Origin of the sequence: Arenimonas sp. GDDSR-1 (assembly GCF_025980345.1) — a bacterium.
Lineage (GTDB): Bacteria > Pseudomonadota > Gammaproteobacteria > Xanthomonadales > Xanthomonadaceae > Arenimonas.
Genome location: NZ_JAPDUI010000053.1, coordinates 1 through 12809, shown reverse-complemented (window position 1 = coordinate 12809; position 12809 = coordinate 1). Strand labels below are relative to the sequence as shown.

At 60.8% G+C, this 12809-nt stretch carries 22 protein-coding genes; 1 reads left to right on the top strand and 21 read right to left on the bottom strand.

Annotated features, from left to right (window positions below; translation table 11 throughout):
• From Q0W88_RS08495 to Q0W88_RS08485, 3 genes are all read right to left on the bottom strand, one after another.
• Positions 1-909, bottom strand: a 909-nt coding sequence (locus tag Q0W88_RS08495; protein WP_297802169.1) for a glycoside hydrolase family 32 protein, incomplete at its 3' end; no start/stop codon positions are given.
• Positions 910-984: 75 nt separating this feature from the next.
• The gene (locus Q0W88_RS08490) at positions 985-1461 is read right to left on the bottom strand and encodes a GNAT family N-acetyltransferase (protein WP_297802166.1); all 477 of its coding nucleotides are present in this window, start codon (positions 1459-1461) and stop codon (positions 985-987) included.
• Positions 1462-1467: 6 nt separating this feature from the next.
• Positions 1468-2256: a hypothetical protein gene (locus Q0W88_RS08485; RefSeq protein WP_297802163.1), complete on the bottom strand. Its 789-nt coding sequence runs from the start codon at positions 2254-2256 to the stop codon at positions 1468-1470.
• 120 nt (positions 2257-2376) lie between these two features.
• On the opposite strand from Q0W88_RS08485, the gene Q0W88_RS08480 reads away from it, so the two are divergent.
• Positions 2377-3273, top strand: coding sequence for a DUF481 domain-containing protein (locus Q0W88_RS08480; protein WP_297802160.1), 897 nt, complete (start codon positions 2377-2379; stop codon positions 3271-3273).
• A gap of 21 nt (positions 3274-3294) precedes the next feature.
• On the opposite strand, the gene Q0W88_RS08475 is transcribed toward Q0W88_RS08480, so the two are convergent.
• The 18 genes from Q0W88_RS08475 to Q0W88_RS08390 all read right to left on the bottom strand — a co-directional run.
• Positions 3295-3801 carry a hypothetical protein gene (locus tag Q0W88_RS08475; RefSeq protein WP_297802157.1) on the bottom strand — a complete coding sequence of 169 codons (507 nt, stop codon included), beginning with the start codon at positions 3799-3801 and terminating at the stop codon, positions 3295-3297.
• Between the two features lie 173 nt (positions 3802-3974).
• Positions 3975-4460: a hypothetical protein gene (locus Q0W88_RS08470; RefSeq protein ID WP_297802153.1), complete on the bottom strand. Its 486-nt coding sequence runs from the start codon at positions 4458-4460 to the stop codon at positions 3975-3977.
• A gap of 10 nt (positions 4461-4470) precedes the next feature.
• Complete coding sequence (locus tag Q0W88_RS08465) at positions 4471-4710, bottom strand: CDGSH iron-sulfur domain-containing protein (protein ID WP_297802150.1); 240 nt, start codon at positions 4708-4710, stop codon at positions 4471-4473.
• Positions 4711-4829: 119 nt separating this feature from the next.
• Positions 4830-5321: a hypothetical protein gene (locus Q0W88_RS08460; protein ID WP_297802147.1), complete on the bottom strand. Its 492-nt coding sequence runs from the start codon at positions 5319-5321 to the stop codon at positions 4830-4832.
• A gap of 49 nt (positions 5322-5370) precedes the next feature.
• Complete coding sequence (locus tag Q0W88_RS08455) at positions 5371-5931, bottom strand: hypothetical protein (RefSeq protein ID WP_297802144.1); 561 nt, start codon at positions 5929-5931, stop codon at positions 5371-5373.
• 65 nt (positions 5932-5996) lie between these two features.
• The gene (locus Q0W88_RS08450) at positions 5997-6707 is read right to left on the bottom strand and encodes a peptidoglycan DD-metalloendopeptidase family protein (protein ID WP_297802141.1); all 711 of its coding nucleotides are present in this window, start codon (positions 6705-6707) and stop codon (positions 5997-5999) included.
• A gap of 31 nt (positions 6708-6738) precedes the next feature.
• Positions 6739-7257 (bottom strand): hypothetical protein, encoded by a 519-nt coding sequence (locus Q0W88_RS08445; protein WP_297802138.1) that lies wholly within the window; start codon positions 7255-7257, stop codon positions 6739-6741.
• A 57-nt stretch (positions 7258-7314) separates the two neighbouring features.
• Positions 7315-7461, bottom strand: coding sequence for a hypothetical protein (locus tag Q0W88_RS08440; protein ID WP_297802135.1), 147 nt, complete (start codon positions 7459-7461; stop codon positions 7315-7317).
• 3 nt (positions 7462-7464) lie between these two features.
• Positions 7465-7848, bottom strand: a complete 384-nt coding sequence (locus Q0W88_RS08435; protein ID WP_297802132.1) for a VOC family protein — start codon at positions 7846-7848, stop codon at positions 7465-7467.
• 38 nt (positions 7849-7886) lie between these two features.
• Complete coding sequence (locus tag Q0W88_RS08430; RefSeq protein ID WP_297802129.1) at positions 7887-8018, bottom strand: hypothetical protein; 132 nt, start codon at positions 8016-8018, stop codon at positions 7887-7889.
• A gap of 125 nt (positions 8019-8143) precedes the next feature.
• Entirely contained in the window at positions 8144-8527 is a 384-nt protein-coding gene (locus Q0W88_RS08425) for a VOC family protein (protein ID WP_297802126.1), read from the bottom strand.
• A 50-nt stretch (positions 8528-8577) separates the two neighbouring features.
• Entirely contained in the window at positions 8578-8895 is a 318-nt protein-coding gene (locus Q0W88_RS08420) for a multidrug efflux SMR transporter (protein WP_297802123.1), read from the bottom strand.
• A gap of 150 nt (positions 8896-9045) precedes the next feature.
• Positions 9046-10065 carry an alpha/beta hydrolase gene (locus Q0W88_RS08415; protein WP_297802120.1) on the bottom strand — a complete coding sequence of 340 codons (1020 nt, stop codon included), beginning with the start codon at positions 10063-10065 and terminating at the stop codon, positions 9046-9048.
• A 40-nt stretch (positions 10066-10105) separates the two neighbouring features.
• A complete protein-coding gene (locus tag Q0W88_RS08410) occupies positions 10106-10507 on the bottom strand; it encodes a VOC family protein (protein ID WP_297802117.1) in 402 nt (133 codons plus the stop codon).
• Positions 10508-10538: 31 nt separating this feature from the next.
• A complete protein-coding gene (locus tag Q0W88_RS08405) occupies positions 10539-11000 on the bottom strand; it encodes a hypothetical protein (RefSeq protein WP_297802114.1) in 462 nt (153 codons plus the stop codon).
• Positions 11001-11147: 147 nt separating this feature from the next.
• Complete coding sequence (locus Q0W88_RS08400) at positions 11148-11564, bottom strand: DUF1801 domain-containing protein (protein ID WP_297802111.1); 417 nt, start codon at positions 11562-11564, stop codon at positions 11148-11150.
• 44 nt (positions 11565-11608) lie between these two features.
• Complete coding sequence (locus Q0W88_RS08395; RefSeq protein ID WP_297802109.1) at positions 11609-12274, bottom strand: hypothetical protein; 666 nt, start codon at positions 12272-12274, stop codon at positions 11609-11611.
• Between the two features lie 123 nt (positions 12275-12397).
• Positions 12398-12809: SRPBCC family protein (locus Q0W88_RS08390; RefSeq protein WP_297802106.1), on the bottom strand; the 412-nt coding region annotated here is incomplete at its 5' end.

The window sequence follows — 12809 nt, the reverse complement described above, 5'->3', positions numbered from 1 at the left end:
CGGTTTGCCGCCCGGCGCATCGGCGAAGCTCACCCCGGCGTAGAAATCGGTGCCGGCATCCAGCCAGCGCGCCGGCTGCGTGGCGGTGAATTGACGGCCGTCGAAATCACCGACGAAATAGCGCGTGCCGGAACCGCCGTTCGGGGCCTTGTCGCCGTGGTTGACGATCATCAGCCAGCGTTCGCGGCCGTCCTCGGCGCGCAGGCGCAGCAGGTCGGGGCATTCCCACACGCCGAGATCGGCGCCGGGTTCGTCCTCCTTGAAATCGCTTTCGAAGCGCCACTGCTTCAGATCGGCCGAGGAGAAGATCTTGATGCGGTCGCCGGCGGCCAGCACCATGCGCCAGCCGTCGCCGTGGCGGAACACTTTCGGATCGCGGAAATCCTGTTCGCCGGAATTATCCAGCACCGGATTGCCGGCGTATTTGGTCCAGCTGCGGCCGGCATCCAGGCTGTAAGCCAGACCCTGGCTTTCGGTGTTCTTGCGGCCCTGTTTCCAAATCGCGTCGTTGTGGTAGGTGAACACCGCCACCAAGGCCTCGGCGCCGAAGCCGGCGCTGTTGGTGCTGTCGGTCACCGCGCTGCCGGAGAAGATCCAGCCCAGCGCATCCGGGTACAGCGCGATCGGTTGGTGCGTCCAATGGGTCAGGTCGGTGCTTTCGGCATGGCCCCAGTGCATCGGGCCCCACACCGTGGCGTCCGGATGGTACTGGTAGAACAGGTGATAGCGGCCCTTGTGGAAGATCAGTCCGTTCGGATCATTCATCCAGCCGTTCGGCGGCGTGAAGTGATAGGCCGGCCGGTAGGCTTCGTTGAATTTTCCGGTGTAGGCCGGCAGTCCGGCGGCCATAACCAGCGGCGTCATCAGGGCGGCCAGCAGGCCGAGCATCGGGTATCGCCATTTCGCCATTGGTCACCACCGGGGTTGCGCGCTTCTCGGGATTATAGCCAGACGCGCCGGCCGCGTCCGGCATGGCATACGAATTCAGTCCGGCGCACGCAGCATCTCGAAATGCGGTATACCGTCCTCGTCGTATTCATCACCGACTTCAACAAAGCCGAGCGATCGGTAGAAGTCCAGCAGATAGGACTGCGCACTGATGCGGATGCCCTGGCCGGAAAACAGACGCGTGCAGCCGTCAATGCCTTCGCGCATCAGTTGCTGGCCGAAACCCTTGCCCCGGAACGCCGAAACCGTCAGCACGCGCCCGATCGAGGGTTCAGCGTAGAACATGCCGGCATGCACCGATTTGCAGCCCGGATCGACCACGCGAAGATAGGCGGCGAGTTGCCCGTCACAGGTGCCGGTGAGGTGCCAGGACTGCGCATCAAGCGCATCGGCATCCTGATACGGACAGTTCTGCTCGACGATGAATACCGCTTCGCGGGCGGCCAGCACGACGTGCCATTCTGGCGCAGTCAGTTCATGCAGGCGGGCCCAGCGGAAGGAGAGTGTGCTCATCAGGATTCAGTAATTGTTGAGCGCGATGACTTTGCCGTTGGCGCCGAACCAGACTTCGCCGTTGCCGAGCATGGCGCCTTCATCGCGCACGAACATGTTGCGCGGAATCGCCGCGGCGATGGCCTTGCGGTAGGCCGGGGAGAATACCGCATCGTACACCGCCAGCAGTTCGGCGGCGTTGCGCAGGGTTTTGATTTTGCCGTTGAGCGTGACCTTGATCGGATAGCGGATTTCCACCGCCACCGCGTTGCGGTCCCCGGCCTTGAGTGCGCGCCAGAAACGCTCCGCCGGTGCGTGTACGGCCTGGTTGCTGACCGCGCCGATGGCGCCGTAGCGGTTGCCGAGTTTGCCGGAAATGGAACCTTCGGCTGACAGATAAAACGGCAATGGCGCACGCTTGGCATCGGCGGACTGCCACTGGCCCACCAGCACTTCGCAGGCCAGCACGCTGTCGCCATAGCGGCCCTGCGGATCGCGTTCCGGGAATGAACCGGTGAAGCGGGCGCTGATGCGGCCATCCGTGCCGTATTCGTCAAGCCGGACGCTGCCGTCTTTGCCGATGTGGCCGCGGATGCGGATATCGCGCAGCTGGCTGGCGTAGACGTAGATGCCGTTGAGTTCATCGGCAGCGAACACCAGCGACATCCGAATCGGATACTTGCCGTCGATGCTGCCCTTGTAGTCCCAGATGCGACCTGGCTCGTTCCAAGTGCAGGCCGCGCTGCCCGCCTGCGGCAGCAGTGCCAACACAAGCACAGTCAGCAGGTGTCGAATTGAACGATTGTCCAAGAGCATGTGCGTTTCTCCGCGATCACCATTGCAGCGAGTGTGCCATGCACCGCGCGTGGCCGTCCACTTCTGTATCGCGGGATGGCGCGGTAGAATCGGAACATCATGTGTTGCCAAATTACGCCAATGACCCCGTTACGCCATATTGCCTTTGCCGCCGTCCTGTCGGCCGTCGTGATTCCCGCCGCCGCCGCCGAGGTGCTGATCGGTGCCAACGGCGAGCGTCTGGTCGGACGCGTCATCAAACAGAAGAACGGCATCATTCATTTCGACAGCGAAACCCTGGGCCGCATCAAGGTGCCGGCCGATAAAGTGCGGCTGGAAAGCACCGCGCCGGATGCGGGCGTAACTTCTGAAACCACCGCCGTGCCGCCGGTGCAGTGGCATGCCGAAGTCAGCGGCAAAATCGCGCTGGACCGCGGCAGCCTGCAGACGCCGGAAGAGCGCTTGGACATGAGCTTCAAGCTCGACCGGCTGACCGAACGGCATGCGTTTTACAGCACCGTGTCCTACGCCTACAAACGCAAGAACGATCAGCTCGATGATGACGACTGGCTGCTCAGCGTCAGCGACGATAAATTCATCAGCGACGAGCGCATCCTCTCGGCGCGCCTGCTGGCCACCCAGGAACTGACCAGCACCGGCACCGACGACACCCTGACCCTGAGCGCCGCCTACGGCTGGCGGCTGTGGGAAACCCCCGAGCAGTACCTGCGCCTCGGGCCGGCGCTCGGTTATCTGTCGCTGACCCGCGATACCGGCACGTTCAAAGGCCCGGCCGCCGGGCTGTACGCCCGCGCGCTCTGGCCGGTATTCGCCAAGAGCACCTTCAGCGCCGAATTGCAGGCGCTGGAATCCTTCGATGACGGCAGCTACGTGAATCTGGAAATGCGCCTGCGCCGCCCGTTGAGCGAGCACTTCTTCGTCGGCGTCGGCTGGAATTATTCCTGGAGCGATGTCGAGCTGGAAAGCGGCATCACGTCCAAGTGGCGCTGGGACTTCGGCTGGAATCTGGATCCCTGAATCCAGCCGGCGCGGCAGCGTTCACGGCGTCCAGCGATCGTGCAGTTCATACGCCGGCGCGCCCGGATTCTTGTGGCGCTGGCATTGCTGGGCCAGCCACTGGAACCACTCGGCCCACGAGGGCTGCGATTGTTCCTTGCGGATCTGGGTCAGCCACGGGCCGAGTTTGTGCCACATCACCACGGTGATGCCGCCGGCCAGCTCGGTGACCAGCGAGAACGGCGCGATGCGCTGGAACACCAGCAGACCCATGGTTTCGAAGGTGGTGCAGATCAGCACCGCGGCACGTTCGGTTTCCGGTCCGGCATTGCGCAGTTCCTCGGCCGAGACGCCATCGGGCAGCGCCCGGATCAGGGTGATGGCCTGCGCCAGATCGGCGTCCATGAAGGTGCGCATCAGATCGCCGGCCACCGCATCGCGGCGCTGCTTTTTCAGTTCCCAGAGCTGGATCAGGCCGAATACCGTGCCGCCCACGATGGTGACGGTGCCGACAATCTGGGAAAGACTCGCGAGGGTTTCAAGATTCATGACGGCTCCGGCAACAACACAACGGGATGCAAGTGCTGCATGGCGCCGGGCGCGGGGACCGGCCGGTGCCTGTGGCAGAAGAAGGCGTCAATCCGGCCGCATGCAATACATCCCCTGATCGCATCAGGCCTTGGACCAGTATAGGGGACTCTCCGCCCGGCGTCCTGTGCGGTTTAATCCGGTCTTGGCTCCGGTCTTTGCGCCGGTACCAGCACCGTCATCGCCAGCCAGACAATCCCGGCCAGCAAAAGCCGTGACAGCACGTCGAACCACACGCTGAAGGAAACCCAGTCCGTCAGTGATCCCAGCACCAGCGCCACCGGCAACAGCGGAAAGAACATCACCCAGCCGACAATAAAATTAAAGGCTGCCACCCCCATCATCACTGTCGCCAGCCGCCAATGCCCCAGACGTTTCAGCTGTGCCGGTCGTTTGATCCACAGCCACGCTGCCAGCACCGCGAACAGCGCTACATTGATGGCCAGCATCAGGCCATGCAGGGTCTCGAGGCGGTAGTTCACATTCCATACCTCCAACACCGGCATTGGAAAGCCCAAGGTCTGAGCCATGCCGGTATCGTCGCAGGAGCGGATCAGCGGGATGAGGCCGAGCACAGCAGCCAGGCGGAACAAGCGCAGCAGATCCGGCAGCGCGGCCATGGCGGAATGCTCAGGTGCGCTTATGACTGCCGTCGCACAGGGGCGCTTTTTGCGTCGCTTTGCAGCCGCAGAAATACACGGTGCCCGCGCTTTCGGCGTGATGCTTGACCGGGGTGAAACTGCTGCCTTTGTGCGAGCCATCGCAGAATGGCTGGTTCTTGCTCAGACCGCAGGCACACCACCAATAGTCCTTGCCGGCTTCGACCACGACGGCGATGGGGGTATCGGATGCGCGTTTTGCATTTTCCATGATCAACTCCGGGTTGGGTCAGAACACATGCACGCTGGCATGTACACGAAACGAGTATAGCCAATCGGCTGTGAACGATCGGTCTAGGTCGTTTTTCAGGGCATCAGGCGTAATGGCGTCTAATTGCCCGGCCGGTGTTCGCTGCAGTTGGAGTCGTAGATCAGCCGTGTCGAGCTGTTGTAGCCCGAGCTGGCGGTGACAGTCGTGTGTCGGCCACTCAGCCGATTGCCATTGGCATCATGCAGGGTGAATTCATCCAAGTAGCGCGACGCCCAGGCTTGGCCGGCCGGCGGCTGATCCGAGGATACCCGGGTGTAGTTTTCGATGTAGACCTTGTAGGTGTTTTCGCCGAAGCGGTCGGTACGTCCGCGAACATCGTAGACCTGGGTGTAAGGCGTGCCGTTGACCCAGACCGCGATGCCCATTTTGCCGATCACCGTCTTGTCTGAACCGAAGTCGAAATCGACGAAGATGATTTCCTGATGTGCGGCATCCAGACGGCAGGCGAATTTCCGACCGCCCAGATAATCGAAGCCGCTCTGCGCCGCACACGGCAACGCCGCCGCCAGACTGCCGAGCGCAAAAATCAGGATGGGAAACGGTGAACGCATGGCATCCCCTTGTCCAATCGAATCTGCGATTAGTATAAGGGATTCTGCTTCAGCCAGAACCGCTAGAACGCACCCAGGCGACAAGCCGTCTGACGGCGTCGCCGAGCAGGCGCGCCAAACGATGCAGCAGCCAGGACAGCGCCGCGAAAACACAGGCGATGCCAGTCGGCAGCACGGCACCGAACACGAAGCTCATGCCGAGCACGAAGCCGAGGAAAAGCTCGGCCCGGTACAGGGCGAACACCACGGCCAGCGCAAACAGGCCGAAGAACAGCGTTGTGGTCGCGCTTTCATGGCCCAAGGCGAAGGACGTGGACAGCGCGGCGCCGTATGCCAGCGCAGCCAGAAAGCGCAGGCCGATGGCGCGCGCGGGCAAGCCGTGCGGACTCAGGCCGCTTCTGGCCTGCATCCGCCCGATGAGAAACCAGGCCAGAACCGGAAGCAGCACCAAACCCCACCCATTCGAAATCGCGGGCAGGTCCGGCCGTTGCAGAATGTGGTGGCTGACCACGCCGCCATGCGTATATTCCCAGCCCAGATGGGCCGCTTCAAACAAGGCCACGGCAAGGGTGAGAAGGCTCCGGGTACGCATCGCATTGGTTTGCGGCATGAACATCACTCCAAAAATAAGCAGAAAACCGGCATCCCGGACCAGTGTACCCAAGGCGCAGGGCGTTATGCGCTGTGTTCCAAAGCGGGCAGGCGCAGCAGCCAATTCGGGTCCGGGCAGCGCGCCATCCATTGCGCCGCTTCGGAAGGGCGGCACACGCCGGGATAATCGCCGATGTAATCCAGCAGATCGGTGATGATCTGGAAATGCAGATGCGGCGGCCAACCCACGTTCACCTCCGGCGTGCCCAGCCAGCCCAGCACATCGCCGGCCAGCACTTCGCGACCCACCGGCGAGGCGTCCAGGCTTTCGCGTGCCAGATGTCCGTAAAGCGTGTAAAAGATTCGGCCGCCGAGGCGGTGTTGCAGAATCAGGGTCGGGCCGTAATCGCCGAAGGCGGCATTGTCTTGGCAGGAATGCACACGGCCGGGCAGCACCGCATGCACGCCGGTGCCGGCACGAAGCCAAAGATCCACACCCAAGTGCAGGGTGCGCGGTTCGCTGCCATCGCCCTGCGCCGAGAACACCGGGCTCATGGCATACAGGGTGCGGTTCTCACCGTACCCGCCGGCGGCAAACTCGGCGCCTGCAGCAGAAATCTGTTGCTCAATGAACGCGCTGAAGTCGGCAGTCACGCCCGGGTCGAAACCCTGCAGATCGGTGTTGCCATCGCTCAGGTCCAGTCGGCAGCAGGGCCGGTTGTGCAGGGCAAACGGCAAGGGGCTGGCGGCCGGCAGTGCGGCCAGAAAAGCGTTCCAGTCGGCGTTACTCGTCATCGCTTCAGTGGGCATCCGGCGCAGCTCCACTTCACGGCCGCTTGAAGAGGTAGCGGTTGCGCAGACGTGATGTCCCAGCGGCGTCAACTTCGTTTTTTTCCAGAAGCCACTGCGAGGCCGAGAGCTCAAGCCGGAAGCGGTTGATGCCGTCATCGCTTTTTTTCTCGAAGGCCATCGTGCCGATGCCGTCCACCAGACTGGATGCGGTGATGGTGTAGGTGCTGCGCTCGGGCTTGTTGGCGCCGGAAATCCACACCAGCTTTTTGGCGTCCAGATCGAACTGCATGCTCTCGTAGGAATACACGGTCTTGCCCGGGCCGTCATCGAACACGTAATACAGGGTGAGTTGGTTGGGTCCGGCCAGTGTCGCGGTCATCGTGGTATTAAGGGTGACCATTTTGTCGGGCTGCTGGTAGTCGCGGTAGGTCAGCGTGCCGGCCCAGCGGCCGATGGCCGGTTCGAGCAGGGCGTTCGGTTTCGGATCGTACAGGGCGCTGGCCGGTGCGGAGGCAAAAACGGCCAAGGCCAGAACAAGGGTGCGGAGCAGCATGGGCGATTCCTCAATGGAGTGACAGCTGCTTCAGTGTAATCGGAAATCGCGTGCAAGCTAGCGCACCACCGGCAATAAACGGATGAATGCATCGATCAGCACATCCGGGTAAACCACCCACACCACCACGGCGCCAATCAGCGCAAGTACACCCACGCCGAGCGTGATCGCCAGCCAGCGTCCGACGGGTGCTTGGCTCTGCATCGCTCAGTCCAATTCGCGGAGATGGATGATGTTGCCTTCCGGATCACACACATTGCGCACGCGCATGCCCGGCCCCGGCCAAATCGGCCCGACCACAACGCCGCCCAGGGCTTCAACCTGCGCGACGGCAGTATCAAGACAATTCACGGTGAAGAACGGTTTGATGGCTTGGTCTTCGCGCGGCACCGGTGGCACGGCAACAACAATGTCATCCGCATATTGGGGAGGAATGGCATGGATGATCAGCTGCGCATCGGGCGACTGCAACACGCGATGCATCTCATCGGCGTTCAATACCTTGGCGTTAAGCAGTGTTTCGTAGAACGCGGAAACCGCATTGAGGTTTTTGGCGTAGAACAGAACGCCGGATTTTGCAGGGGCGGGCATGGGAATCTCCAGTCGGTGTGCCAGAGGGCATCCGGCCCTCAGGGCCGGTCCGTGAGCTGCGCCAGATGCTGACCGAACGCGAAGCCGCTGGACGCAATTTTGATCAGGGCCAGCACGACCAACATGCCGATGACAAACGCAAATATCGCGGTGAGGGTTTTCCGGGGCATGGCGGGCTCGCTGAGACACTGATGATGCGTTACCTTAAAATAAGAGCTGAACCGACGCATATGCCATACGTCATTAAGGCTTTGTCTGGCCCGCGGCGCAGGTTTCCGGGAGGCCGTATGACCGCTTAGCCGCGCTTTTCCTCCATCAGACCGACGAGATTGCCGTCCGGATCACGCAGAAATCCGGTCCACAGGTCGTGATCCGGCATTTGTGCGGCAAATGACGGCGCCCGTTCGCTGGTGGCGCCATTCCGCACCAGGGCGTCATGCACGGAGCTGATATCGCTGACGCTGAAATACAGAATCGAATTGCCGCCGACGGTTCCGGCGCCCTGCGGCGTGCTCAACATGATGCGCACACCCGCGGCATCCAGAAACGCGAGATTCGGCCCGGCCCGGAACAGCAGATCCAAACCGAGAATGCCGTGATAAAACGCCACGGCCGTATCCACGTCGCTCACGGTGATGGCGATCTGGCGGATGGTCGAAAGTTTAGCCGGGAGTGTCATTGTTGTATGGTCTTTGCATCCGTCATGGAGCGGTTCAGCGCCTTGATGGTTCAGTGCGCCAGCTTCAGGGTGGCGACACCGGCAATGATCAGTGCCACGCCGAGGTAGCGCCCGAGGCTGCCGGGATCGCCATAATAAAGAACGCCGACCATGAACGTGCCCGCCGCGCCGATGCCGGTCCAGATGGCATAGGAAGTTCCGATCGGAATTTCTTTCTGCGCCAGCCACAGCAGAAAACCGCTGAGCGCCATGAAGCCCACGGCAAGCGTGATGCCGAGGACCCGGGTTTCGGCGTCCTGCGCCATTTTCAAGCCGACCGGCCAGCCGATTTCAAAAAGTCCTGCCAGAAGCAAATAAACCCAAGCCATGAATTCCTCCATCTACGGGTCTAGAAATGGTGTGCACTGCTGTTTGATTGAGTGGCCGCCGCCGCGGGTATTTCAAGTATATTCAAGTTTCGAGGCATATGAAGTCCTCGTTTATTTAGGTGGCTTTTGATAGGTGGCATAGTGGGTGCATCACAAAAACCCAATGCTATGCAGCCATTGTTTGACTTGCGCGGGCCATTCCGTGGTGATCGGATCGGCGGTTGGCCGCAGTCCAAAGGCATGGCCGCCCTTGGCATAGAGGCGCATATCCACCGGCACGCCCGCATCGTTCAGCGCTAACGCGTAGGCCATCGGCTGACGGATATCGTCGACGGGGTCGTCCATGGCATGAATGAGGAGTGTCGGCGGAGCGTTCGGGCTGATCTTGACCCACGGCTGCAGTTGCAGGTTGTTTCTGCCCGCGCTGTTATCCAACAGACGGGCCGTGTAGGCGATGATGGCGAAATCGGGGCGTGGGGATTGCTGGTCCGCATCGTCCGTAGCCGGATAGCTGCGCTGTTCGGTGTTGCTCAATTCCGTTGCCAGATAGGCGCCGGCGGAAAAACCGATGACGCCGATCTTGCGCGGATCGATGCCATACACGGAGGCGCGCTGGCGCAGCAAGACCATCGCGCGCTGGCCGTCCTCCAATCCCAGCAGCACCTGCGGGCGCTGCTGCTTTCCGTTTCTGTTCGGCCAAACCTGCGGCGTCCGGTATTTCAGCAGGACGCAGGCCATGCCCTGCTGGATGACCCAATCGCAGATTTCGGTGCCCTCCAGATCGGTTGCCACGGCGTGGAAGCCACCGCCCGGCACGACAAGCATGGCCGCTCCGCTGTTACGGCCTTTGGGCCGATAAATGGTCATGGTCGGCCGCGTGACGTAGCTTGCCCAATGCCATTTCCTGCCGGCAATAAGCGGCGAGCCATTGCCGGTCGCTTCGGGATGATCGCCGCTATCGGGCTTGGCGAGCGCAACACTCTCAGGCCAGAGCGGCACCTGGGATCCCTCAGCGCTCGGCTGCCACACGCCTTCGCGCTCGACCTTGGGAACGTCGACTCTGGCCGGGGAGGAATTTGAATCGGGCGCCTGACTACGTGCGGCATCCGCAAAGCCGAGGGCAAGCAGCAGGGCAGGAACAATCAACCGGAACCGTAACAACGCGCTCATCTCCTACGCAAATGGCGATGTATAAATCGTTCTATCAGGCCTAAGCTTCGGACGGGGAAGCCATGTGAAGCACGCCCCAGCCGTGGCCGTCCGGGTCAACGAAGCTGTGGGAGTACATGAACCCGAGATCCTCGGGCGTATCGTAGGTGGAGCCGCCAGCCGCCAGCGCCTTGGCAACCAATGCATCGACCTGTTCGCGGCTCTCGCAGCGGAGGGATATCAAGACTTCAACCGCTTGACTCGTATCGCAGACGGCTTTGGGGGTGAACTCCCGGAACTTGGCGTGGGTGCCCAGCATGACCGAAACGGTCTCGTTGATGATGATGCACGCCGCCGTCTCGTCACTGAACTGCGGATTTTGGGGAAATCCGAGCGCCGTGAAGAAAGCCACCGACCTCTGCAGATCGGTGACCGGAAGGGTAAGAAAAACCTGGTTAATCATGCCAATCTCCAAGCGCCCGGTCAGGCCGCATTTACTTGCAGGCACACATGGCTGAACTTTCGCAGGGCGGTGCCTTGGCGACTTCGCATTTGCCGGATGATTTGCCGGATGACTTACACCATGCCTTGCAATCAATGGTGTCCGGATGCCCGATATCGTTTTTGTGGCTGTGCACTTGATCCGCTCCCGGGTTGGATTCCACCAAAAGCCCGCTGGCAAGACAGGCCTCGCCAAACATCCGGCCATTCGGCGTGCCAGACTCGTCTGTGCCGATATGGCAGCCGGCCACGCCGGGCTTCACGCCATCACTGTCTTTCCAAAATGAGGTTTCAGATTCCTTCCAATCGGCGGGCTTGAACTCGAAAGTCCCCTTGGCACCTGCAATATCTTTAGCCCCCGCGGAGGGCGTGGATTCAAGCTTTTGTTGATGTGCGCATGAGGCCAGGAACATGGAAATAACCAACGCGGCAATGACGCGATATGATGCAAACATACAATAACTCCCCTTTGATCATTTTAGTGGCAGTAAATTGTGACGCTGTCTGACGTTTGAATGAAGTGGCCGTCGTTGCGGGCAAGCTCAGTTTAACCAAGTTTCAAGGCGGCCGTCCCCACCGCCGAGTGCTTCGCTACCGCATTCTCAGCCATAGCGCTGCTTCAGCTCCTCGAGCGAGCCGACTATCAGCCGCTCAAGTACCTTGATGTCGAGGTCAGCGAGCCGCTTGAAGTACAGGCAGGACTTGCCCATCGTGTGCTTGCCAAGCTGGCGAAGCAGCGCCTCCTGGTCCTTTCCATCAGCAATCAGGTAGACAACAAGCTCCCGGCCACGAATGGCGAAGCCCGTCCTGCACATTTCCCCGCTTCTGCCGCTCTCATAGGTGTACGTGTAAGACCCGTAGCCGACGATGCTCGGCCCCCACATTTTCGGCTGCGCCTTGCTGACCCGCTTGAGCAGGGCCATCAGGGTCTTGCAGTCCGCTTTCTGCGCGTCGCTGGCTCGTAACGCAATGTAGTCATCAACGCTCGCGGCGGTGGCCTTGGTTTTAGGTTCTGCCATGGCGATGCGCTCCAATGGGGCTCGGCATGAGTGCGGTGTTCGGCTTACTTGCTGGCCGGCGCCTGCGGGTGGATGGTGAACACCTTTGATGACCTGGCCTTGAGCTGTTCGGCGACAGGCTCCCAGGCCGGCTGCAGCTTCTGGTCTTTGAGCAGTTGCGCGAAGGTGACGCCGGACAGGGACATATCCTCAAGTACCAGCAGCAACAGCTCTTTGCGCATGCCGTCAAAGAAATGTTTATAGGTCACATTGACGGTCTCGGCCGGAAGCGTGTACCCGTTGCGCTTGAGCAGGGCGTAAGCCTCGTCGGCATCGGAGCCGGGGCGCGGCACATCGGACGACTGGCCAAAGCGGGCGCGTTGGTAGAAGGGCAGGCTGCTCATCTCAAGTGGCGAATAGGTGGCGCTGGTCTCGTACAGCAAGGTCGGTTGCTCGGGCAGATACGCTTCAAACTGGACCCAGTACAGGCGCTTGATGCGTTTCGAAGCGTCGGCCTCGACGAACAGATGGATCTCGCAATCGGCAGCCTCGAACAGGACAAACCGCACCGCACCGACATACACCGCGCCGGATGGCACCTCGATTCGCGCCGCCGGATCATTTTGCGAAACCACCGCCGTTCCCTCAACCGTGCGCAGTGGCGGCAGCGACTGGGCGGCCAGCGGAGAAATCACCGAGAACAGGACCAGCAGAAGGAATGCGTATTTCATGGGGTACCTGGTTATGTGTGGCCTAAGGATTGAATCAAGCGGAATTCACCGCGGGCAAGTCAAAGTTTAACCATGTTTTAGGGCGGCTGTCCGCTTGAACGGGCAGTTGGGTACTAACACGGATTATTCCTGGATATCCGGCTCAACCAAAAACGCCAAGGCCTCCAGGGATTCCTGCCAGCCGAGATAGCACATTTCAACAGGAATGACTTCGGGAATGCCTTCTTGAATGATGGTGAGATCCGTTCCGCACAATACTTCTTTCAATGTGACCGTAACGCTCATGGTGCCCGGAAGATTCGGGTCTTCAAAGGTATCCGTGTATCGAATGAGCTGATTGGGGATGAGCTCGACATACTCGCCGCCGAAGTAATGGCTTTGCTGTGTCGTGAAATTGGTGAATGATGCCCTGAATGTTCCGCCCACTTTCGGCTCCAGATGATGGAACGCTGCCGTAAAGCCTTTTGGAGGCAGCCATTTTGCCATGGCTTCTGGCGATAAAAAGGCGCGATAAATTTTTTCAGGACTGGTTTTC

Coding starts and splice junctions, on each gene's coding strand:
- Q0W88_RS08445 (WP_297802138.1), bottom strand. CDS start 7,257: ATGCTGCTCCGCACCCTTGTTCTGGCCTTGGCCGTTTTTGCCTCCGCA.
- Q0W88_RS08450 (WP_297802141.1), bottom strand. CDS start 6,707: ATGACGAGTAACGCCGACTGGAACGCTTTTCTGGCCGCACTGCCGGCC.
- Q0W88_RS08430 (WP_297802129.1), bottom strand. CDS start 8,018: ATGCCCCGGAAAACCCTCACCGCGATATTTGCGTTTGTCATCGGCATG.
- Q0W88_RS08395 (WP_297802109.1), bottom strand. CDS start 12,274: ATGAAATACGCATTCCTTCTGCTGGTCCTGTTCTCGGTGATTTCTCCG.
- Q0W88_RS08420 (WP_297802123.1), bottom strand. CDS start 8,895: ATGGCTTGGGTTTATTTGCTTCTGGCAGGACTTTTTGAAATCGGCTGG.
- Q0W88_RS08425 (WP_297802126.1), bottom strand. CDS start 8,527: ATGACACTCCCGGCTAAACTTTCGACCATCCGCCAGATCGCCATCACC.
- Q0W88_RS08400 (WP_297802111.1), bottom strand. CDS start 11,564: ATGGCAGAACCTAAAACCAAGGCCACCGCCGCGAGCGTTGATGACTAC.
- Q0W88_RS08435 (WP_297802132.1), bottom strand. CDS start 7,848: ATGCCCGCCCCTGCAAAATCCGGCGTTCTGTTCTACGCCAAAAACCTC.
- Q0W88_RS08440 (WP_297802135.1), bottom strand. CDS start 7,461: ATGCAGAGCCAAGCACCCGTCGGACGCTGGCTGGCGATCACGCTCGGC.
- Q0W88_RS08485 (WP_297802163.1), bottom strand. CDS start 2,256: ATGCTCTTGGACAATCGTTCAATTCGACACCTGCTGACTGTGCTTGTG.
- Q0W88_RS08480 (WP_297802160.1), top strand. CDS start 2,377: ATGACCCCGTTACGCCATATTGCCTTTGCCGCCGTCCTGTCGGCCGTC.
- Q0W88_RS08465 (WP_297802150.1), bottom strand. CDS start 4,710: ATGGAAAATGCAAAACGCGCATCCGATACCCCCATCGCCGTCGTGGTC.
- Q0W88_RS08415 (WP_297802120.1), bottom strand. CDS start 10,065: ATGAGCGCGTTGTTACGGTTCCGGTTGATTGTTCCTGCCCTGCTGCTT.
- Q0W88_RS08410 (WP_297802117.1), bottom strand. CDS start 10,507: ATGATTAACCAGGTTTTTCTTACCCTTCCGGTCACCGATCTGCAGAGG.
- Q0W88_RS08405 (WP_297802114.1), bottom strand. CDS start 11,000: ATGTTTGCATCATATCGCGTCATTGCCGCGTTGGTTATTTCCATGTTC.
- Q0W88_RS08490 (WP_297802166.1), bottom strand. CDS start 1,461: ATGAGCACACTCTCCTTCCGCTGGGCCCGCCTGCATGAACTGACTGCG.
- Q0W88_RS08460 (WP_297802147.1), bottom strand. CDS start 5,321: ATGCGTTCACCGTTTCCCATCCTGATTTTTGCGCTCGGCAGTCTGGCG.
- Q0W88_RS08475 (WP_297802157.1), bottom strand. CDS start 3,801: ATGAATCTTGAAACCCTCGCGAGTCTTTCCCAGATTGTCGGCACCGTC.
- Q0W88_RS08455 (WP_297802144.1), bottom strand. CDS start 5,931: ATGCCGCAAACCAATGCGATGCGTACCCGGAGCCTTCTCACCCTTGCC.
- Q0W88_RS08470 (WP_297802153.1), bottom strand. CDS start 4,460: ATGGCCGCGCTGCCGGATCTGCTGCGCTTGTTCCGCCTGGCTGCTGTG.